Source organism: Bacillus halotolerans (assembly GCF_004006435.1).
Taxonomy (GTDB): domain Bacteria; phylum Bacillota; class Bacilli; order Bacillales; family Bacillaceae; genus Bacillus; species Bacillus halotolerans.
In genome coordinates, this window is record NZ_CP029364.1 from 2146865 (window position 1) to 2168683 (window position 21819).

20 protein-coding genes and 1 pseudogene are annotated in these 21819 nt (G+C 45.5%); 14 read left to right on the forward strand and 7 right to left on the reverse strand.

Going from position 1 to position 21819, the window contains the following annotated elements:
* Positions 1 to 40 precede the first annotated feature (40 nt).
* Together DIC78_RS10965 and htpG are read left to right on the forward strand one after the other, a co-directional pair.
* Positions 41 to 292, forward strand: a complete 252-nt coding sequence (locus DIC78_RS10965) for a hypothetical protein (protein ID WP_024123458.1) — start codon at positions 41 to 43, stop codon at positions 290 to 292.
* A gap of 189 nt (positions 293 to 481) precedes the next feature.
* Entirely contained in the window at positions 482 to 2362 is a 1881-nt protein-coding gene (gene htpG / locus DIC78_RS10970) for a molecular chaperone HtpG (protein WP_103672032.1), read from the forward strand.
* A gap of 44 nt (positions 2363 to 2406) precedes the next feature.
* On the opposite strand, the gene DIC78_RS10975 is transcribed toward htpG, so the two are convergent.
* The 7 genes and pseudogenes from DIC78_RS10975 to iolR all read right to left on the reverse strand — a co-directional run bounded on the left by DIC78_RS10975 (position 2407) and on the right by iolR (position 8309).
* Entirely contained in the window at positions 2407 to 3792 is a 1386-nt protein-coding gene (locus DIC78_RS10975; protein ID WP_106021860.1) for a sugar porter family MFS transporter, read from the reverse strand.
* 126 nt (positions 3793 to 3918) lie between these two features.
* Positions 3919 to 4431, reverse strand: a pseudogene (locus DIC78_RS10980) (HPP family protein).
* A gap of 119 nt (positions 4432 to 4550) precedes the next feature.
* On the reverse strand, positions 4551 to 5111 hold the full coding sequence (locus tag DIC78_RS10985; protein ID WP_106022022.1) for a CGNR zinc finger domain-containing protein: 561 nt from the start codon (positions 5109 to 5111) through the stop codon (positions 4551 to 4553).
* Positions 5112 to 5332: 221 nt separating this feature from the next.
* Complete coding sequence (locus DIC78_RS10990) at positions 5333 to 5641, reverse strand: DUF2653 family protein (protein WP_024123453.1); 309 nt, start codon at positions 5639 to 5641, stop codon at positions 5333 to 5335.
* A 3-nt stretch (positions 5642 to 5644) separates the two neighbouring features.
* The gene (locus DIC78_RS10995; RefSeq protein WP_127696286.1) at positions 5645 to 6295 is read right to left on the reverse strand and encodes a hypothetical protein; all 651 of its coding nucleotides are present in this window, start codon (positions 6293 to 6295) and stop codon (positions 5645 to 5647) included.
* 272 nt (positions 6296 to 6567) lie between these two features.
* Positions 6568 to 7500 (reverse strand): aldo/keto reductase, encoded by a 933-nt coding sequence (locus DIC78_RS11000; protein WP_024123451.1) that lies wholly within the window; start codon positions 7498 to 7500, stop codon positions 6568 to 6570.
* 53 nt (positions 7501 to 7553) lie between these two features.
* Positions 7554 to 8309, reverse strand: a complete 756-nt coding sequence (gene iolR / locus DIC78_RS11005; RefSeq protein ID WP_024123450.1) for a myo-inositol utilization transcriptional regulator IolR — start codon at positions 8307 to 8309, stop codon at positions 7554 to 7556.
* 406 nt (positions 8310 to 8715) lie between these two features.
* On the opposite strand from iolR, the gene iolA reads away from it, so the two are divergent.
* From iolA to yxdK, 12 genes are all read left to right on the forward strand, one after another.
* On the forward strand, positions 8716 to 10179 hold the full coding sequence (gene iolA / locus DIC78_RS11010; protein WP_105954570.1) for a methylmalonate-semialdehyde dehydrogenase: 1464 nt from the start codon (positions 8716 to 8718) through the stop codon (positions 10177 to 10179).
* Positions 10180 to 10253: 74 nt separating this feature from the next.
* Positions 10254 to 11069 (forward strand): 5-deoxy-glucuronate isomerase, encoded by an 816-nt coding sequence (iolB, locus tag DIC78_RS11015; protein ID WP_127696287.1) that lies wholly within the window; start codon positions 10254 to 10256, stop codon positions 11067 to 11069.
* Between the two features lie 23 nt (positions 11070 to 11092).
* On the forward strand, positions 11093 to 12070 hold the full coding sequence (gene iolC / locus DIC78_RS11020) for a 5-dehydro-2-deoxygluconokinase (RefSeq protein ID WP_106019839.1): 978 nt from the start codon (positions 11093 to 11095) through the stop codon (positions 12068 to 12070).
* 32 nt (positions 12071 to 12102) lie between these two features.
* Entirely contained in the window at positions 12103 to 14016 is a 1914-nt protein-coding gene (gene iolD / locus DIC78_RS11025; protein ID WP_127696288.1) for a 3D-(3,5/4)-trihydroxycyclohexane-1,2-dione acylhydrolase (decyclizing), read from the forward strand.
* A gap of 15 nt (positions 14017 to 14031) precedes the next feature.
* Entirely contained in the window at positions 14032 to 14925 is an 894-nt protein-coding gene (gene iolE / locus DIC78_RS11030; RefSeq protein WP_106019837.1) for a myo-inosose-2 dehydratase, read from the forward strand.
* Positions 14926 to 14939: 14 nt separating this feature from the next.
* The gene (iolF, locus tag DIC78_RS11035) at positions 14940 to 16256 is read left to right on the forward strand and encodes a myo-inositol transporter IolF (RefSeq protein ID WP_106021864.1); all 1317 of its coding nucleotides are present in this window, start codon (positions 14940 to 14942) and stop codon (positions 16254 to 16256) included.
* A gap of 22 nt (positions 16257 to 16278) precedes the next feature.
* Positions 16279 to 17313: a bifunctional inositol 2-dehydrogenase/D-chiro-inositol 1-dehydrogenase gene (gene iolG / locus DIC78_RS11040; RefSeq protein ID WP_103672023.1), complete on the forward strand. Its 1035-nt coding sequence runs from the start codon at positions 16279 to 16281 to the stop codon at positions 17311 to 17313.
* Between the two features lie 21 nt (positions 17314 to 17334).
* Positions 17335 to 18204 (forward strand): sugar phosphate isomerase/epimerase family protein, encoded by an 870-nt coding sequence (locus DIC78_RS11045; RefSeq protein WP_059335278.1) that lies wholly within the window; start codon positions 17335 to 17337, stop codon positions 18202 to 18204.
* Between the two features lie 86 nt (positions 18205 to 18290).
* A complete protein-coding gene (iolI, locus tag DIC78_RS11050; protein ID WP_127696289.1) occupies positions 18291 to 19127 on the forward strand; it encodes a 2-keto-myo-inositol isomerase in 837 nt (278 codons plus the stop codon).
* Between the two features lie 20 nt (positions 19128 to 19147).
* Positions 19148 to 20020 carry a 6-phospho-5-dehydro-2-deoxy-D-gluconate aldolase gene (iolJ, locus tag DIC78_RS11055; RefSeq protein WP_127696290.1) on the forward strand — a complete coding sequence of 291 codons (873 nt, stop codon included), beginning with the start codon at positions 19148 to 19150 and terminating at the stop codon, positions 20018 to 20020.
* Between the two features lie 107 nt (positions 20021 to 20127).
* Positions 20128 to 20817: a two-component system response regulator YxdJ gene (gene yxdJ / locus DIC78_RS11060; protein ID WP_106019833.1), complete on the forward strand. Its 690-nt coding sequence runs from the start codon at positions 20128 to 20130 to the stop codon at positions 20815 to 20817.
* Positions 20814 to 21791, forward strand: a complete 978-nt coding sequence (yxdK, locus tag DIC78_RS11065; RefSeq protein ID WP_127696291.1) for a two-component system sensor histidine kinase YxdK — start codon at positions 20814 to 20816, stop codon at positions 21789 to 21791. Before yxdJ ends, yxdK begins: the two co-directional genes overlap by 4 nt.
* Positions 21792 to 21819 lie beyond the last annotated feature (28 nt).

Consider the following 21819-nt stretch of genomic DNA (forward strand, 5'->3'; position numbering starts at 1 on the left):
GTTAATATGAATGAGAAATTGTTGGGAGGTTTTAAGTGTTTTGAAGATACAGCATAAGAAGGAACTCAAATTTTATTGTCTCATTACGATTCCGGCTGCGTTTGCTGTGCTGACTGTCATCTCTTTTTTATTGCAAGAGATTACGTTTCCGGTTACAGCTAGCGCATTTCTGAATGCTTCATGGCATAATCTATTGTTTCTGATACCGTTCTGTTTGTTTTTCTATCCGGTGCATATTTGGATGAAGCGGGAGTTTAGCCGATGGAATGATGCAGGACAAAAGAGAGGCTGATCCTCTCTTTTTCTCATCAGACTGTCTAGAAAAAATAGTGAAAACACCCCCAACTAATGTTAAATTTACATATATATGCATCTATCAATCTTTGATGGAAACCGTATTGACATGAGTCATCATTTATGATAAATAGATGCTGAAAAGAGTTTACATAACATCACAAAGCATGAAAAAGGAGCGAGCTGAATGGCCAAAAAAGAGTTTAAAGCAGAGTCCAAACGACTGCTGGATATGATGATTAACTCCATTTACACTCAAAAAGAAATCTTTCTTCGCGAGTTAATTTCCAATGCGAGTGACGCGATTGACAAAATCTATTACAAAGCGCTGACAGATGATGCGCTAACCTTCGATAAAGACAATTACTACATAAAAGTCGCGGCTGACAAAGGCGCGAGAACGCTGACGATCACGGATACAGGGATCGGAATGACAAAGGACGAGCTTGAACAGCACCTCGGTACGATCGCGAAAAGCGGTTCTCTTGCGTTTAAAAAAGAAAACGAACTGAAGGACGGCCATGACATCATCGGGCAATTCGGTGTCGGATTTTATGCGGCGTTTATGGTTGCCGATGTGGTGACCGTTATCAGTAAAGCGCTCGGCAGTGAAGAAGCGTATAAATGGGAGTCTGCAGGTGCGGACGGCTACACAATTGAGCCGTGTGAAAAGGATTCTGTCGGCACAGACATTATCCTGAAGATCAAAGAGAACACGGAAGATGAGAGCTATGATGAGTTTTTAGAAGAATATCGTTTAAAAGCGATCATCAAAAAGTACTCTGACTTCATTCGCTACCCGATCAAAATGGATACAACGGTTAATAAGCCGAAGGAAGGCAGCGACAATGAATTTGAAGAGGTGCAGGAGGAACAGACGGTTAACAGCATGGTGCCGATCTGGAGAAAAAACAAGAGCGAGCTGACAGATGAGGACTATGAAACGTTCTATTCTGAAAAGCATTACGGATTTGATAAACCGCTCACTCATGTCCATATCAGTGTTGACGGTGCCGTGCGCTACAACGCCATTTTATTTATTCCTGAAAACATGCCGTTTGACTATTATTCTAAGGAATATGAGAAAGGCTTGGAGCTCTATTCCAACGGCGTGCTCATCATGAACAAATGCGCGGATCTGCTTCCGGACCACTTCAGTTTTGTGAAGGGTATGGTCGATTCTGAGGACCTGTCGCTGAACATTTCCAGAGAAATGCTGCAGCATGACCGCCAGCTGAAGCTGATTGCGAAAAACATCAGCAAAAAGATCAAAAGCGAGCTGCAGAGCCTGCTGAAAAAAGACAGAGAAAAATATGAGACCTTCTACAAATCGTTCGGCAGACAGCTGAAGTTCGGCGTGTACAATGATTTTGGCGCGAATAAAGATCAATTGAAGGATCTCTTACTATTCTACTCTTCCAAAGAGAAAAAACTGGTCAGCCTGGACGAGTACGTATCCAGAATGCCTGAAGAGCAGAAATATATCTACTACGCGACCGGTGATTCATACGATCGCATTGAAAAACTGCCGCAAACGGAAATGGTAGCGGACAAAGGCTATGAAATTCTTTACTTTACAGAGGACATCGATGAATTTGCGATCAAAATGCTCGCTTCATATCAAGAAAAAGAGTTCAAATCTGTATCAAGCGGCGATCTTGGCATCGATTCAGAAGAGGATCAAAAGCAGTCTGAAGAAGAGGAAAGCAAGTACAAGGATCTGTTTGAGGAAATGAAAAATATTCTGTCTGACAAAGTGAAAAACGTCAGAGTATCGAAACGCCTTAAATCTCATCCGGTCTGCCTTGCAGCTGACGGTGAAGTGACAATCGAGATGGAAAAAATTTTAAACGCGATGCCGGACAGCCAAAATGTAAAAGCGGACAAAGTGCTGGAAATCAACCCGAATCACGAGGTATTCAAGACGCTGCAGAACGCTTTCGAACAAGATAAAGAGAAACTAAGCCTGTACACAAATCTCCTGTATAACCAGGCGCTTCTGATCGAAGGTCTGCCGATTCAGGACCCTGTGGAATTTACGAACAATATGTGCAAGGTGATGGTGTAACCATAAAAAAGGAATCGTCCCGATGAGACGATTCCTTTTTCTATTTATGACGTCCGTTCATTGAGCATACGGCTTTGTCCGCTGTTCTTTCTTTTAAAACGTTGTTTCAGGCTTGCTTCAATTTCTTCTAAGCTTTTCCCTTTGGTTTCAGGAACCATGTAAAGGGCGAAGAAAAATGAGAGAAGACAAATGACTGAAAAAATTGTAAACACCCATGCGATGCCCATGGCGCTGAGCATCAGCGGGAAGACAAGCGACACGATCAGGTTGGTTGCCGATAACACCAAAGTGGTAAAGCCCGTCGCGGCCCCGCGCGCTTTGGATGGGAAGAGCTCAGGCATCAGAACCCATACAACCGGACCCCATGTTGCCTGGTAGAATACGATATAAACTCCGAGAAAAACAACGGTCAGCCAAGCTGTTGATGTTGAGAGCCCCAGCGTCAGGAGCACAGCCGATAGTGCGGCCAAGCTCAGCGTAATACCGACGCTTCCCCAGATCAGCAGCTTTTTGCGGCCGATGCGGTCGATTAAAATCATAGCTGTAATACACATGATGACGTTGAGTACGCCGATTCCCATTGTGCCGAGCACCGATGCCGATGTGCCGAGACCGGCCTTCGTGAAAATGGTTGGCGCGTAGTAGATAACCGTGTTAATCCCGACAGCCTGCTGGAAAACGGCGAGGCCGACGCCAATGAGAAGCATAGGGCGAATCCATTTGGCTTTTAGCAAGCCGAGTGTTGTTTCTTTTTTCTCTGCTTCCCCTTGTTTCATATCTGCCAGTTCACGTTCAATATCTTCTTGATCATGAGTGATTTTCATGATTCGTTTCGCTTCATCTTCACGTCCGCGCTTCACGAGCCATCTTGGTGATTCAGGCATAAATGCGATCCCGATTAATAAAAGCACGGCAGGCACCGCAGCCAGCCCCACCATCCAGCGCCACGCTTCAAACGGTGTGAATAGATAGTTTACGATGTATGCAAGTAAAATACCGGTGACAATCATTAAATTGTTCATCGTGCCGAGTGTTCCGCGGATTTTTGTCGGTGCCATTTCGGAAAGATATACAGGCACCAGCGCCGTTGAACCGCCTACGGCCAGGCCGAGAATGACCCGAGACGCGATCAGCATGGTAATGGTTTGAGAAAATGCACAAGCAAGCGCCCCGACGATAAAAATGATGGATAGAACAAATACGACTTTTCTCCTGCCCCAGCGATCGGAGCACGTGCCGCTTAAAGCGGAACCGAAAATCGCGCCGAGGAGCAGCATGCTGACAACCAATCCTTCTGTCAGTGTTGTTAAAGGGATATCATTGTTGATAAACAGCAGCGCTCCCGAGATAACGCCCGTATCATAACCGTAAAGCAGCCCCCCTAAAGCGCCGAAAAAGTAGATCATATATTTCCTTGTGTTTGTCTTCACAAATGTTCCTCCTCAGTCTTTGAGCCAATGAGTATGTACGATGTAACAAAGTTAATAGATTAGTACCCTTCTCCTAATCAATTTGAAACATTTGTTTGAAAAAAGATTGATTTCACAAAAGGAAATTCAAAGCCAAAACGAGGGGTATTGGCGGTTTTTACGCAAGTTATTGATCACGAGAGCGATGATCACGATGATGGCAGACCCAATGAAAACGGGAAACAGTAAATAACTCCAAGCATACGCCCCTTGAATGACCACAATGGGATCTGCGCCGGCAGGAGGGTGAGTGGTTTTGGTCAGCATCATGAAAAAGATGGCAAGCCCTGTCCCCAATGCAAAAGTCCAGGGATGAGCTCCGAATATATGAAGGACAGCCAGTCCTGTAAGTGCAGAGATAAAATGCCCGCCAATCACATTTCTCGGCTGTGATAAAGGTGCATTCCAAGCGCTGAATACCAGCACGCAGCTCGCTCCAAAAGGGGCCATTAACCATGGGCTTGATGTATAAGAGGTCAATACTGCAAGCGCCAGAATGGTGATGAATCCTCCTAAAAAGCCTGTGACGGCGTCCTTTCCATTTACCTGTAAAGGTGTTTTTCCTTTTCCTTACATTTTCAAAAAGAAGTTGTTTTCCAAATTTATCTCTCCCAGTATGTATAGGATAATAGCTATAAACTAACCCGTAAATTTTATTTTTAATAGTTAGTTTCAACTTCGATAAAAAAACCGTTCTCTGGGGAACGGTTTTTTACTCATTATTGATTTTTTTTATGATGGCGTGAGACTTTTTGTCTGTTGCCGCATATCTTCATGGAGCACCATTTTCGCCTTCCTGTTTTATCAAGAAAAAGCAAAATGCACTTTTCGTTTGCGCACCGTTTCAGCTGTTGGATTTCTTTTGTATGAATCAGCCATAAGGCATCGTAAGCGATAAGTGATAAAATAGAATCATCTGGTTTTCCATTCGGAATGCGGGCAAGTTTGTCATCTAAGATTTGATAAGAAAAAGGAGCGGCGGCGATTTGATCTTGCAGGAAAGCGATAAAAGCTAGAGAAGGTTTACTGCCTTCGGCGATACTCTCAAAATGTTTTCTCAGCTCAGCGCGGAATTGATGAATCCGTTGCAATTGTTCTTGGACTTGCTGCAGCGTAAAAGACCTGAGAAAAGGAGCAGTTTCTCCCATTATTTCAAACCATGCCATCAGATCTTTTTCTGACTGGATGAGATCGTGCCGTTTATCATAGCTTATGATTTCAGTATTAACGAGATCGAGAGAAAGGTTTTGTGTGATAAGAGGGAATTGAGCATTTGCCATTGTAATCATTCCTTTCAAAATCATTGTAAGCGCCAAAACCTTTTTCACGCAAGGATATGAGTAAAAGGAGGCTTATTCCCATTTTATCTGTCAGGCAGTCTGCCGATCATTAGGGGCGGTGCTCTTCCCATTACCGGAAACAGCCGTTTCTGTACCTGCATTTCAAAAAACATCATAAAAAAACCTTACTCGCCCGGAGTAAGGTTCTGATTAAGACATTTTTATTCTTCACCCTCGTTGACGAAAACCAAGGCGGAGAATCCTTTTTTCTTATCAAATTGCAATTCAACGACGGTAACGTCTGGATTGAAGTTGTGGTATTCCTCTAAGAACTGAATAATGCCTTCTGAAATGTCATCTGACTCAAGCTGCTTGTGATGCAGGCCATATTTGGCTTCAGCGAAGAATCCTGTACGCTTGTTGTAAGACAGCTCTTTTACTTCAACGTCCTCAGGGTAAATCTCTTCTTCATTAGAAATATACACACAAATCCCGTCTACAATTTCTTGCTCATTTAATACTAACTTCATTACCTAAAAGCTCCTTCTGTACGTCTTCGGTGTTTTAAATGCGCGAATCAGTGCGATGACAATGATTAAAATAATGATCAAAGCGATGACATCAACGATCCAGGCAATGGGTGAAGCGCCATAAGAAACATAGCCTGGGCCTCCGACTGGATGATAGGTGTAACCCCAAGGGTGCATCATGCTGATCATGAACATGCTCATTGTGAATCCGCTATAGTAGCCAAACCATCCTGATGGCGAGAATCCTGCATTGTAATAATGATTCACTGAAACATAACGTCCGCCAACATAAGCTTTAGATGTTTTTCCGCTGTATGTCTTTCCGCTTACTTTTGATGTGGCGCCGGAAAACGTGCCTGGCGATTTATTAGAGCTTGATGAGCTTGTCTTTTCGGAAGATTTCTTTTTCAGTGAAATCGATGATGATGAATCATCAGACGTTTTGGACTTGTTGCTTGAAGAGCTTGATCCTGAACTGTAGCTTGATTTCGGGCTGGATTTATAGCTTCCGCTGTATGACGAGCTTGAACTTCGGCTGCTGTGGCTGGATGATGAGCGGCCGCTAAAACTTTTTGCGTGAGAAATGGCTGATGGCAGCAGTACACCTAAAGCAACGGTTACTGCGACTAAGGCTTTAACATATTTCAGTTTCATTCTGTTTCCTCCATAGACCGCAACGGCCCGTTATTTCTGGTTTGAATCGTCAGTAAAAGTGATAGAAGCTGATGAGCTTATTCTATTGCTAGCTGATTCTAGCGTCATATCAATCTTTCATATCATGTTTAGCTTTTTCAATCACTTTCTTTCTGAGATAAACTACCTTTATTTTATCGGATTCATGGCTCTTTTTGTAAGTTTTGTAACAAAATCAAACCAATTTATGGGCAAAAAAAACAGCCTTCCCTATGGAGAAGGCTGTTTTCTTATTATGCGAACAGCTTATCAATAAACGAAATATCCTCTTGAGAAAGCGTTACATCGGCTGTTTTGATGTTATCAATCAGCTGATCGGCACGTTTTGCTCCAGGGATTAAAATATCAATTTCCGGTCTTGCCAAATACCAAGCCAATACGATGTGAGGGATGTCCACGTTGTGCTTTTCAGCAATCGGCGCCAGTTTGTTGACCTTTCTGATATTTTCTTTGAAACGCTCGCCTTTGAAGTGTTCCTGTTCGTTTCGCAGGTCTCCTTCAGGGAACGTCGTATCTTCCGTATATTTTCCGGCCAGTAATCCTGATACAAGCGGGAAGTAAGGGATGAATGAAATATTGTGTTCCTTCGTATACGGGAAGAAGGTTGTTTCCGCTTCACGGTTTAACAGGTTGTATTCACCTTGGAGCACATCGACCAAACCGTCTCTGTTGGCTTCCTTCAGCTGTTCCAGAGAGAAATTGGAGACACCGATGGAACGGATTTTTCCGGCTTGCTTCATTTCATTCAGTGCGTTAACCGCTTCATCCTTCGGCGTATGTTCATCCGGAAAGTGAATGTAGAACAGATCGATATAATCGGTATTCAAACGTTTCAGGCTTTCATCAACTGATTTTTTCAGAAACTCAGGCGAATTATCAAAAACAAAGTCATTTCCTTCTTTTCTGTGCGCGGCTTTTGTGGCGATGACGACATCTTCGCGATTGAACTCGCGCAGCACTTCACCAATTAGCTCTTCCGAACGGCCGATGCCATAAATATAAGCGGTGTCTAACATGGTCACGCCATTACGAATGGCCTCGCGAACCAATTCTTTTCCGGTTTCTTCATTCAGATTCGGGTAGAGGTTATGTCCTCCTACAGCATTTGTTCCTAATCCGATAGGGAATACCTGCAAGTCTGATTTTCCGAGCGTTGCTTTTTTCATGATCTACCTCCTGGAATAAAATTGATGAAAGACTCTCAACACTATTGTAAACGTTAGGCCAGATGAATGCCGATTTGGTGCTCATGGCAGTACTGCGTGTACTCGTCATCTAACGGCTGAGATGTCACAATACAGTGCAGTCTGTCAAAGGGCGCATAGGTCAGCAGCGTTGATTTTCCGAATTTTGAATGGTCGGCCAATAAATACACTTCTTTCGCTTTTTCAGAAATCCTCTTTTTAATGTCATACTCGAGCAGATCCGAATTGGTCAGTCCGTGTGTCAGTGTTGTTCCGGTTGCAGACATAAAGGCTTTATTGATATTGTACTTCTCCAAAGTGCCCGGATCATCCATGCCGACAAAGGAGCGTGTTTTTCTTTTATAATTGTTTCCGATAATGATTAGGTTGATATTCTTCATAGCCGATGCCGCATTGATAATGTCCAAGCTGTTGGTTAAAATGGTGACATTTTTGTTCGGATCAAGCGTATCGAGAATCGACTTGGTTGTTGTTCCTGAGTCAATGAAGATTAAGTCATGGTCTTCAATAAACCGGGAAGCATAATGGGCAATTTTTGTTTTCTCATCTTGGTGCTGGATGGTGCGATTCTCAAAAGGAACAAGTGCGGTTTTCTCAATTGATGTTACGCCGCCGTATACTTTTTCGATCGCACCTTTTTCCGTCAGCTTGTTGATATCGCGTCTGACTGTGTTTTTTGAGACATTGAAAACCTGGCACAGCTCATCTAAGGAAACAGTGCCATGCGATAAAATGTACTCCTCCATTTCCTGTATCCGCATCAGTTTCATACAAAAAACTCCTTCTTGAATCTTAAAGTAATGTAAATATATAATAAAAACCAAAAGTTAATCAATAGTTGCTTAAAAAATGATAACATTGGTATGTATCTTTTGCAAGATTCGCCGGACTTCCAGGCGGTCTCTTGCATTACTGAAAGATTAGTATAATAAAAATAATGAAAAAATTTAGTGTTTGTGATTGACTTATGGGTATTATACGATTAGAATATAACCAAGAAATGACCAAGAAGTAACCTGTTGTGTGTGATTTCAGTGATGATATGGTTGCTTACAAAAAGTGTATCTAACCATTGATTTTTTTTGTTTTTTTGAAAGCGTTTAATTGTAATCTTATGAATCTATCCTGAACCATCCATACAAGTGTATGTGTTTACTAATGAAGGAGGCAATAAGAATGGCAGAAATCAGAAAATTAAAAAACTATATCAACGGTGAATGGGTTGAAAGCAAAACGGATCAATATGAAGACGTTATCAATCCGGCTACGAAAGAAGTGCTGTGCCAAGTGCCGATTTCTACAAAAGAAGATATTGATTACGCGGCTCAAACAGCGGGTGAGGCATTTAAAACATGGTCGAAAGTGGCGGTTCCGCGCCGTGCGAGAATTCTATTTAACTTCCAGCAGCTGCTGTCTCAGCATAAAGAAGAACTTGCTCATCTGATTACCATCGAAAACGGCAAAAACACAAAAGAAGCTCTGGGAGAAGTGGGACGCGGGATTGAAAACGTTGAGTTCGCAGCCGGCGCGCCTTCTCTGATGATGGGTGACTCACTTGCTTCTATTGCGACGGATGTGGAAGCGGCCAACTACCGCTACCCAATTGGAGTTGTCGGCGGAATCGCACCATTTAACTTCCCGATGATGGTTCCTTGCTGGATGTTCCCAATGGCCATTGCACTCGGCAACACATTTATTTTAAAGCCGTCTGAGCGTACGCCGCTGTTAACGGAGAAATTGGTTGAGCTTTTTGAAAAAGCGGGCCTTCCAAAAGGTGTTTTCAACGTCGTATACGGTGCGCATGACGTTGTGAATGGCATCCTCGAGCATCCTGAAATTAAAGCGATTTCATTCGTAGGCTCAAAGCCGGTCGGTGAATACGTCTACAAAAAAGGAAGCGAAAACTTAAAACGTGTTCAATCTCTGACAGGCGCGAAAAACCACACGATTGTCCTGAATGACGCGAATCTCGAAGACACGATCACAAACATCATCGGAGCAGCCTTCGGTTCAGCCGGAGAACGCTGCATGGCTTGTGCGGTTGTGACAGTTGAAGAAGGTATCGCTGATGAATTCATGGCGAAGCTTCAAGAAAAAGCCGCTGAGATTAAAATCGGAAACGGCCTTGATGACGGCGTATTCTTGGGACCGGTTATTCGTGAGGACAACAAGAAACGCACGCTCAGCTACATTGAAAAAGGGCTGGAAGAAGGCGCGAGACTCGTTTGTGACGGACGTGAAAATGTGTCTGACGACGGCTACTTTGTCGGCCCGACAATCTTCGATAATGTCACAACAGAGATGACGATCTGGAAAGACGAAATCTTTGCTCCTGTCCTATCCGTCATTCGTGTGAAAAACCTGAAAGAAGCCATTGAGATTGCCAACAAGTCTGAATTTGCGAATGGCGCCTGCCTGTTCACATCCAATTCGAATGCCATCCGCTACTTCCGTGAAAATATTGACGCGGGAATGCTCGGCATCAACCTGGGTGTGCCGGCACCGATGGCGTTCTTTCCATTCTCCGGCTGGAAGTCTTCATTCTTCGGAACGCTGCACGCGAACGGTAAGGACAGCGTTGACTTCTACACGCGTAAAAAAGTAGTGACAGCAAGATACCCGGCACCTGATTTCAACTAAACGACGAACAGCCGAACGGCGTGTCTCTGCGCTGTTCGGACTCATTCTTACCATAGAAAGAGGAGGGCTTAACCATGAGTCATTTGTTGCGTAAGCCGCAGTCGAATGAAGTATCAAAAGGCGTCAAACTTGTGCATGAAGTAACGAAATCAAACTCAGATCTTACCTATGTAGAGTTTAAAGTGTTAGAACTCGCATCCGGTTCAAGCTATACAGAAGAATTGAAAAAACAAGAAATCTGCATTGTGGCAGTGACGGGAAAAATCACAGTGACGGATCATGAATCTACGTTTGAACATATCGGTACGCGTGAAAGCGTATTTGAGAGAAAACCGACAGACAGCGTCTATATCTCCAATGACCTTGCCTTTGAGATTACGGCAGAGAGTGATGCGAGAGTGGCGCTTTGCTATTCGCCATCAGAGAAACAGCTTCCGACAAAGCTGATCAAGGCGGAAGACAACGGGATTGAACATCGCGGAAAGTTTTCCAACAAACGGACCGTTCACAACATTCTTCCGGATTCAGATCCTTCCGCTAACAGCCTCTTAGTGGTTGAAGTTTATACAGACAGCGGAAACTGGTCCAGCTACCCGCCTCATAAACACGATCAAGACAACCTGCCGGAGGAGTCCTTCTTGGAAGAAACCTACTACCATGAATTAGATCCGGGCCAAGGCTTTGTATTTCAGCGCGTTTACACAGATGACCGCTCCATTGACGAGACAATGACTGTAGAAAATGAAAACGTTGTCATCGTTCCTGCGGGATATCACCCGGTAGGTGTGCCGGACGGATATACGTCCTACTATTTAAATGTCATGGCAGGACCGACACGAAAATGGAAGTTTCATAATGATCCGGCTCATGAGTGGATTTTAGAACGCTAACAAGTGAGGAGTGGCTGTTTACGATGAAGTATACATTCAACGAAGAGAAGGACTTTGATATTGTTGCCATCGGCCGGGCGTGTATTGATTTGAACGCGGTTGAATACAATCGCCCAATGGAAGAAACGATGACATTTTCGAAATACGTTGGCGGCTCGCCTGCGAATATCGCGATCGGCAGCTCAAAGCTCGGCTTAAAAGCGGGCTTTATCGGCAAAATTCCAGATGACCAGCATGGCAGATTCATAGAGTCCTATATGAGAAAAACCGGCGTAGACACAACGCAAATGGTCGTTGATAAGGAAGGGCATAAAGCCGGTCTCGCATTTACTGAAATTCTGAGTCCGGAAGAATGCAGCATCTTAATGTACCGCGATGACGTGGCCGATCTTTATCTTGAGCCTTCAGAGGTAAGCGAGGACTACATTGCAAATGCGAAAATGCTGCTCGTTTCCGGGACAGCGCTCGCTAAAAGCCCGTCACGGGAAGCGGTGTTAAAAGCCGTTCAATATGCGAAAAATCACCAGGTAAAAGTCGTGTTCGAACTGGATTATCGCCCATATACATGGCAGTCAGCCGATGAAACAGCTGTTTACTATTCTTTGGTCGCTGAGCAGTCCGATATTGTCATCGGAACACGGGATGAATTCGATGTCATGGAAAACCGCACAGGCGGCAGCAATGAAGAGTCTGTCGATTATTTATTTGACCATTCAGCCGACCTCGTCGTCATCAAGCATGGCGTAGAAGGCTCGTACGCATACAGCAAATCCGGCGAAGTCTTCCGCGCCCAAGCGTACAAGACAAAAGTGCTGAAAACCTTCGGAGCCGGTGACTCATATGCTTCGGCCTTTATCTACGGACTTGTCAGCGGCAAAGACATTGAAACGGCATTGAAGTACGGAAGCGCCTCAGCCTCCATTGTTGTCAGCAAGCATAGCTCATCGGAAGCCATGCCGACGGCGGATGAAATCGCTCAGCTTATTGAAGCACAGTCATAATTGAAAAAGATCGAGTAAAGGTGGGATCGTTTGTGGATAAGAAAATTCGCTTAACAACAGCACAAGCGCTGATTAAATTCTTAAACCAGCAGTACATCCATGTTGATGGCAAGGAAGAGCCTTTCGTAGAAGGGATTTTCACGATTTTCGGTCATGGAAATGTTTTAGGGATTGGGCAGGCGCTTGAGCAGGATGCTGGCCATTTAAAAGTGTACCAAGGGAAAAATGAACAGGGAATGGCGCATGCCGCAATGGCGTACAGCAAGCAAATGCTGAGAAGAAAAATTTACGCGGTCTCAACATCTGTCGGACCGGGAGCGGCCAACTTAGTGGCGGCAGCCGGCACTGCATTGGCAAATAATATTCCTGTTCTCTTCATTCCGGCAGATACATTTGCGACAAGACAGCCCGACCCTGTACTGCAGCAAATGGAGCAAGAGTACAGTGCGGCGGTTACAACAAACGATGCATTGAAGCCTGTATCGAGATACTGGGATCGCGTTACACGCCCTGAGCAGCTGATGAGCAGCTTGCTTCGCGCTTTTGAAGTCATGACTGATCCGGCAAAAGCGGGTCCGGCGACCATTTGCATTTCTCAGGATGTGGAAGGCGAAGCGTACGATTTCGATGAAAGTTTCTTCGTCAAACGGGTTCACTATATTGATCGCATGCAGCCGAGCGAGCGTGAACTTCAAGGTGCGGCGGAGCTGATTAAAGCCAGCAAAAACCCTGTGATCCTCGTAGGCGGAGGCGCGAAATATTCCGGTGCGCGCGATGAATTAATCGCCATTTCTGAGGCCTATGACATTCCGCTGGTTGAAACACAGGCAGGCAAATCGACAGTGGAAGCTGATTTTCCGAACAACTTGGGCGGAATGGGCATCACAGGAACACTCGCGGCAAATAAGGCGTCCCGCCAGGCTGATTTGATTATCGGTATCGGTACAAGATATACGGATTTTGCGACATCCTCTAAGACTGCTTTTGATTTTGATAAAGCAAAGTTTCTGAACATCAATGTCAGCCGAATGCAGGCGTATAAACTCGATGCGTTCCAAGTGGTAGCGGATGCGAAAGTGACGCTTGGCAAACTGCGCGGCCTGCTTGAAGGCTATAAGAGTGAATTTGGCTCAACGATTCAAGAGCTGAAGGACGAATGGCTCGCTGAACGCGACCGCCTCAGCAAAGTGACATTTAAGCGGGAAGAATTTGATCCGGAAATCAAACATCATTTCTCTCAAGAGATTCTAAACGAGTACGCTGACGCGTTGAATACCGAGCTTCCGCAAACAACGGCATTGCTGACGATTAACGAGACCATTCCTGAAGACAGTGTGATTATCTGTTCGGCAGGCTCTCTTCCGGGAGATTTGCAGCGTTTGTGGCACTCCAATGTCCCGAATACGTATCACCTGGAGTACGGATATTCCTGCATGGGCTATGAAGTGTCCGGCACACTGGGGCTTAAATTGGCTCACCCAGACAGAGAAGTGTATACGATTGTCGGAGACGGCAGCTTCCTGATGCTTCATTCCGAACTGATCACAGCGATTCAGTATAACAAGAAGATCAATGTGCTGCTTTTTGACAACTCAGGATTCGGATGTATCAACAACCTGCAAATGGACCACGGAAGCGGCAGCTACTACTGTGAGTTCCGCACAGATGACAACCAAATCTTGAATGTCGATTACGCGAAAGTCGCTGAGGGTTATGGCGCGAAAACGTACCGTGCTAACACAGTAGAAGAGTTAAAAGCGGCGTTAGAGGATGCGAAGAAACAAGACGTATCAACGTTGATTGAAATGAAAGTGCTGCCAAAAACAATGACTGACGGCTATGACAGCTGGTGGCATGTCGGAGTGGCTGAAGTATCTGAACAAGAAAGCGTTCAAAAAGCATATGAAGCAAAAGAGAAAATGCTTGAATCTGCAAAGCAGTATTAGAGGGGAGGCATCATGATGGGCAAACATGAAATCCTGTGGGGGATCGCTCCCATTGGGTGGCGGAATGATGATATGCCTGAAATCGGAGCGGGAAATACACTTCAGCATTTGTTAAGTGATATAGTTGTCGCGCGTTTTCAAGGTACGGAAGTCGGGGGCTTTTTCCCCGAGCCTTCCATTCTTAATAAAGAGCTTAAGCTTCGGAATTTACGCATTGCGGGAAAATGGTTCAGCAGTTTTATTTTGCGTGACGGACTTGGTGAAGCGGCGAAGGCATTTACCCTGCATTGTGAGTATTTGCAGCAAGTCAATGCGGATGTCGCAGTTGTCTCTGAACAAACCTACAGCGTGCAAAGTCTGGAGAAAAACGTATTCACAGAGAAACCGCATTTTACTGATGAGGAATGGGAACGGCTTTGTGAAGGATTAAATCATTTTGGGAAAATTGCCGATCAGCATGGCTTAAAGCTGGTATATCATCACCATCTCGGCACCGGCGTCCAAACAGCGGCTGAAGTGGACCGCCTGATGGAGGGAACAGACCCTGCACATGTGCACCTCCTCTACGATACGGGTCATGCGTATATTTCTGACGGCAACTACATGGGCATGCTGAAAAAGCATATCGATCGCATTAAACATGTCCATTTTAAAGATGCCCGGCTGAATGTCATGGAAAAATGCAAACTCGAAGGGAAATCGTTTCAGCAAGCGTTTTTACAAGGCATGTTTACGGTTCCCGGTGACGGCTGCATTGATTTTAGAGACGTATATCAGCTGCTGTTAAAACACAATTATTCCGGATGGATTGTCATTGAAGCTGAACAGGACCCGGATGTCGCAAACCCGCTTGAGTATGCATTGATCGCGAGAAACTATATTGATGAGCAGTTGCTGGATCTGGCGTAATGGGGACTGGATATATGAGCAATACCAATGCAGATTCGGCCTTCAATAAACGGACAATCGCGGCAGCATTGGCTAACTATATTGATGCCGGTTCGATTGTGGCTGGATCTGCTGGTTTATCGTTATGGGTCAGTTATCTAAAGCTATCTGATACACAAATCGGGCTGCTCGGCGCGCTAAGCGCAAATGCAATTTCTGCCGCTGTCGGCGCCCTGCTTGGCGGGTATCTGGCTGATAAAGTCGGGCGGAAGGCTGTTTATACCAATAGCATGCTGGTTTATGCATTAGGGATTTGTTTGGTTCTGTTTGGGGTTAATTTCCCCATGTTGTTAAGCGGTTACATGATTATCGGTTTATCAGTGGGAGCTGACATTACTGCATCATGGACCATTATTGCAGAAAATGCGCCAAAGAAAAATCGAGCCCGCCATTGCGGCGTGGCACAAGTCGCCTGGGCCGCGGGCGCTGTCGTTGTGCTGCTTCTCTCCGTACTGGTCGGTGATTTAGGCCTCTTGGGGAATAAAATCGTATTTGCCCATCTGCTTGTCATTGCGCTGATTACGTACATCCTGAGAATCAGGCTTCCGGAGTCAGATGCGTGGCAGCAGAAAAACCAGCCCGCAGACATACAAACAGAGAAGCCGGCCGTACTGAACAAAACATCGTATTTTGATTTGCTCAAGCCAATGTATCTAAAAAGCATACTGTTTTTGATGGGTGTGTACTTGGTTTGGAATTTAGCCGCCGGTGTGATGGGCTTCTTTATGCCATACATTTATCAGCAGGTCGGCGGTGTATCTGCCAACATGGCAAACCTTTTGCAAATGGGACTGTTTATCTTCACAGGGTTGGGGGTCGCTTTCATCTTCATGCCCTTTGCCGACAAATATAGAAAAACCGTATTTGGAATCGCCGCTTTTATGGCGGTGATCGGATGGACGCTGTTTCTGATGCCGGTTCAAGGCATGCCTATTCTGCTCCTGTTTATTGTCGTGATCGGCATCAATAACGGAGCCGGGCAGCAAGCCAACTATCAGTTATGGGCCAGTGAAATCTTTCCTACGCAATATCGTGCTTCCGCACAAGGACTAATGTTTTTCCTCGTACGTATTTCAATAGGGATTTGGAGTCTGTTTGTCCCAATGATTATAACCAATTTCGGCATTGGAACGATGGCTGCAATTCTCCTCGGATGTGTGACGGCCAGTATGATCATCGGGCTTCTCTTCGCGCCGAATACGTCTGGCAAGTCGCTTGAACAAATTCAAGAGGAACTCTACGGATCTCCTCAGAGCCAAGTAAAGCAAGGAACAGAAAGCAAAATGATGTAACCAACAGAAGGAGTGGCTGTCAATGAGTTTACGTATTGGCGTAATTGGAACTGGAGCAATCGGAAAAGAACATATTAACCGCATCACGAACAAGCTGTCCGGCGCAGAAATTGTAGCTGTAACGGATGTGAATCAAGAAGCCGCACAGAATGTCGTCGAGCACTACCAATTAAACGCAGCAGTATATCCTGATGATGACAGCCTTCTGGCAGATGAAAATGTAGACGCTGTCCTAGTGACAAGCTGGGGGCCTGCGCATGAATCGAGTGTGCTGAAAGCCATTAAAGCCCAGAAATATGTGTTCTGTGAAAAGCCGCTTGCGACAACTGCTGAAGGATGCATGCGCATCGTCGAAGAGGAAATGAAAACGGGGAAACGCCTCGTTCAAGTCGGCTTTATGCGCCGTTATGACAGCGGTTACGTACAGCTGAAAGAGGCGCTCGACAACAATGTCATCGGCGAGCCGCTCATGATTCACTGCGCGCACCGCAACCCGACTGTGGGAGACAACTACACAACGGATATGGCCGTAGTCGACACGCTTGTTCATGAAATTGATGTGCTGCACTGGCTCGTCAATGATGACTACGAGTCCGTTCAAGTCATCTATCCGAAAAAATCAAAAAATGCCCTGCCGCACTTAAAAGATCCGCAAATCGTAGTCATTGAAACAAAAGGCGGTATCGTCATCAATGCTGAAATCTATGTGAACTGTAAATACGGCTATGACATTCAATGTGAAATCGTCGGAGAAGACGGCATCATCAAGCTTCCTGAACCATCAAGCATCAGCATGAGAAAAGAAGGCAAATTCAGCACAAATATTCTGATGGATTGGCAGAGACGCTTTGTGGATGCGTACGATGTGGAAATCCAAGACTTCATTGATTCGATCCAGAAAAAAGGCGAAGTCAGCGGGCCGACGGCTTGGGACGGCTATATTGCTGCCGTTACGACTGACGCGTGTGTAAAGGCCCAGGAATCTGGACAAAAAGAAAAGGTTGATTTGAAGGAAAAACCGGAATTCTATCAATCCTTTACAACAGTGGAAAACTAGGAATATGGAGGAGTGAAAAAAATGAAATTAGCATTGGATCCATCGATGTATCGAGATGATTTAACGTTGGAGGAAATGGTCTATAAAACGGCGGAGCTTGGCTATGAATATATTGAACTTTCCCCGCGCGAGGATTTTTGTCCATTCTATAAATATCCTAAAGTCGATTCAGCAAAGATCAAACAATTAAAGCGGCTTTTAAGGGATACAGGTGTTAAGCTTTCATCACTCCTTCCGCTTTACCATTGGGCGGGTCCTGAAGAAGACCGCCGCCAGGCTGCGGTGCGCAACTGGAAAAGGGCAATCGAAATTGCGGTTGAACTTGAAGTGGATTTGATGAACAGTGAATTCAGCGGTTCAAAATATGATCCTTTAACAAGCGAAGAAAAATTTATCAAATCCATGGATGAACTTCTGCCAGTCTTTGAAAAAGAAGGCATTAAACTCAATCTTCAAGCCCATCCGTACGATTTTATCGAAACGCACAAAGGTGCGATGGATATGATCCGCGCGCTCGACAAGGACTGGATCAACCTTGTCTACTCGACTGCGCATACGTTCTTCTACGATGACGGAAAAGGCGATATCGCGACAATGTTTGACGAAGCCGGAGACCGTCTCACACATGTTTTATTTGCAGATACCTTTAATCATAAAGCGGCTCACGGCCTGCGCTACATCGTCAATCCGCCTGACGCGAAAGTAACGGTTCACCAGCATTTGGACATTGGTCAAGGTGAGGTTGATTTTGATACGATTTTCAGAAAGCTGAGAGAGATGAAGTTCGACGGAATTGCGACGAATGCCGTGTTTGCTTGGGTCGACGAAAGAGCGGATGAATCAAGCCGATTTATGCTTAAAAAAATGAAAGAAGAATTAGGTCTGGCATAAGCTGAGCATGGAGTTCGGCGGGATATGGCGAACAGCCTTCCTGCCGAACTCCCTTCATATCTAAAACGCAGATGGGGGAGTCTGACATGAAACTGTGTTTCAATGAAGCAACAACATTGGAAAACTCAAATCTTAAACAGGATTTAGAGCTATGTGAAAAGCATGGCTATGATTATATTGAAATCCGCACAATGGATAAGCTGCCCGAGTACTTAAAAGACCATTCATTGGCCGATCTTGCGGAATACTTTCAAACCCATCACATTAAACCGCTTGCCTTAAACGCACTCGTTTTCTTCAATAACCGTGATGAAAAGGGCTATCAGGAGGTCATTGCTGAATTTAAGGGCATGATGGAAACCTGCAAAACCCTCGGTGTGAAATATGTGGTGGCCGTTCCGCTTGTGACGGAGCAGAAAATCTTAAAAGAAGAGATCAAAAAGAGCTGTGTAGAGGTGCTGACTGAGCTTTCTGATATCGCCGAACCGTACGGCGTAAAAATCGCCCTTGAGTTTGTCGGCCATCCGCAATGTACAGTCAATACATTTGAACAGGCGTATGACATCATCAATACTGTCAGCCGCGACAATGTCGGGCTTGTCTTTGACAGCTTCCATTTCCATGCGATGGGATCCAATATTGAAAGCTTAAAGCAGGCGGACGGGAAGAAAATCTTTATTTATCATATTGACGATACGGAAGATTTCCCAATCGGCTTTTTAACGGATGAAGATCGCGTATGGCCCGGCCAAGGGGCGATTGACTTGGATGCCCACTTATCAGCCCTCAAGGAAATCGGCTTCTCTGATGTGGTATCCGTTGAGCTGTTCCGGCCTGAATACTATAAGCTCAGTGCGGAAGAAACGATTCAAACAGCGAAAGAAACTACAATTGATGCGGTATCAAAATATTTCAGAATGTAATTGATAAAGGAGGGGTGGACATGGCTTTTGTATCGATGAAAGAGCTTCTTGAAGATGCAAAGCGGGAGCAATACGCGATCGGACAGTTTAATATCAACGGCCTGCAGTGGACGAAGGCGATTTTGCAAGCGGCGCAAAAGGAGCAATCACCAGTCATCGCCGCGGCTTCCGATCGCCTGGTCGACTATTTAGGCGGATTTAAAACGATTGCCTCCATGGTCGGAGCGTTAATGGAGGAAATGGCAATTACCGTTCCCGTGGTGCTTCATCTTGATCACGGAAGCAGTGCGGAACGTTGCAGACAGGCCATTGATGCCGGATTCAGCTCAGTGATGATTGACGGCTCTCATCAGCCGATTGACGAGAATATCGCGATGACAAAAGAAGTCACCGATTATGCCGCAAAGCACGGCGTGTCAGTAGAAGCCGAAGTCGGCACGGTCGGAGGAATGGAAGACGGGCTGGTCGGCGGGGTCCGCTATGCCGATATCACGGAATGTGAGCGGATCGTCAAAGAAACCAATATCGACGCGCTAGCCGCTGCCCTCGGCTCTGTACACGGCAAATATCAGGGTGAGCCGAATCTCGGATTTAAGGAAATGGAGGCTATCTCCCGCATGACTGATATTCCCCTCGTTCTTCACGGGGCATCCGGGATTCCGCAGAATCAGATCAAAAAAGCCATCACGCTCGGCCACGCGAAGATCAATATCAATACGGAATGTATGGTAGCCTGGACAAACGAAACACGCCGCATGTTTCAGGAAAACAGCGATCTGTACGAACCGCGCGGCTATATGACACCCGGCATTGGAGCCGTGGAAGAGACAGTGCGAAGCAAAATGAGAGAGTTCGGATCAGCCGGTAAAGCAGCTAAGCAGCAGGTCGGCTGAAGAGACCTGAAACCGCCGAGATGGCGGTTTTTTTGTGCGGTGTTGCGTCCGTACCCCCGAAACGATTATGATGATGGCAGCAGTGTAAGAAACGGGAGTGGTTCAGTTTGAATAAAATCATGATTGTAGAAGACAGTGAAGACATTCGCGGACTATTGCAGAATTATCTTGAAAAATACGGATACCAAACCGTGGTCACCGCGGATTTCACTGCTGTTCTTGATGTTTTTTTGCGGGAAAAGCCTGATGTAGTGCTGCTTGATATCAACCTGCCGTCCTATGACGGCTATTATTGGTGCCGCCAGATCCGCCAGCACTCCACAAGTCCGATCATTTTCATTTCAGCCAGAAGCGGGGAAATGGATCAGGTGATGGCGATTGAAAACGGCGGAGACGATTATATCGAAAAACCGTTTTCCTACGATATTGTGCTGGCGAAAATCAAAAGCCAGATCCGCAGGGCATACGGAGAGTACGCCGCAAAACAGGGGGAGAAAGTGGTTGAATATGCCGGCGTGCAGCTCTTTGTGGAACGGTTTGAACTGCGCTTTCATGACGAAAAAAGCGAGCTTTCTAAAAAAGAAAGTAAGCTTTTGGAAGTGCTGCTGGAGCGGGGAGAAAAGGTGACGGGAAGAGACCGGCTCATGGAAAAAACGTGGGACACCGACATTTTCGTCGATGATAATACACTTAACGTGTATATCACGCGGCTCAGAAAAAAACTGCGGGAGCTGAATGCGCCTGTTTCGATTGAATCGGTGCGGGGCGAAGGCTACCAGCTGAGGGCGCTGTCATGAAGCTGTTTCTCCGGTCTCATGCAGTGCTGATTCTGCTTTTTCTCCTTCAAGGGCTGTTTGTCTTCTTTTATTACTGGTTTGCGGGTCTTCATTCTTTTTCTCACTTGTTTTACATATTGGGCGTGCAGCTTCTTATTTTGGCGGGTTATCTTGCCTATCGCTGGTACAAAGACCGCGGCGTGTATCATTGGCTCAGTTCAGGACAGGAAGGGACGGACATCCCGTATCTCGGTTCTTCAGTGTTTTGTTCAGAGCTGTATGAAAAGCAGATGGAGCTAATCCGGCTGCAGCACCAGAAGCTCCATGAGACCGAAGCCAAGCTTGACGCGCGGGTAACGTATATGAATCAATGGGTGCATCAAGTAAAGACGCCGCTGTCGGTCATTAATTTAATCATTCAGGAAGAGGATGAGCCCGTTTTTGAACAAATCAAAAAAGAAGTCCGGCAGATTGAATTTGGGCTGGAGACGCTTCTTTATTCTTCAAGGCTCGACCTGTTTGAACGGGATTTTAAAATCGAAGCGGTTTCCCTGTCCGAGCTTCTCCAATCAGTCGTTCAAAGCTATAAACGATTTTTTATTCAATACCGCGTTTATCCGAAAATGAACATTTGCGATGATCATAAGATTTACACCGATGCAAAATGGCTCAAATTTGCGATCGGCCAAGTGGTCACAAATGCGGTCAAGTATTCAGCGGGCAAGAGTGACAGACTTGAGCTGAATGTCTCCCGCGATGAAGACAGGACGGTGCTTGAAGTCAAAGATTACGGTGTCGGCATTCCCTCCCAAGACATCAAGCGGGTGTTTGACCCTTATTATACCGGTGAAAACGGACGGCGTTTCCAAGAATCTACGGGAATCGGCCTCCATCTCGTCAAAGAAATTACGGACAAGCTCAATCATACGGTGGACATCAGCTCGTCTCCCGGTAAAGGGACATCGGTTCGATTTTCATTTCTTACAAAAATGTAAGGCTGCGTTAAGAAAACAACATAGCTCG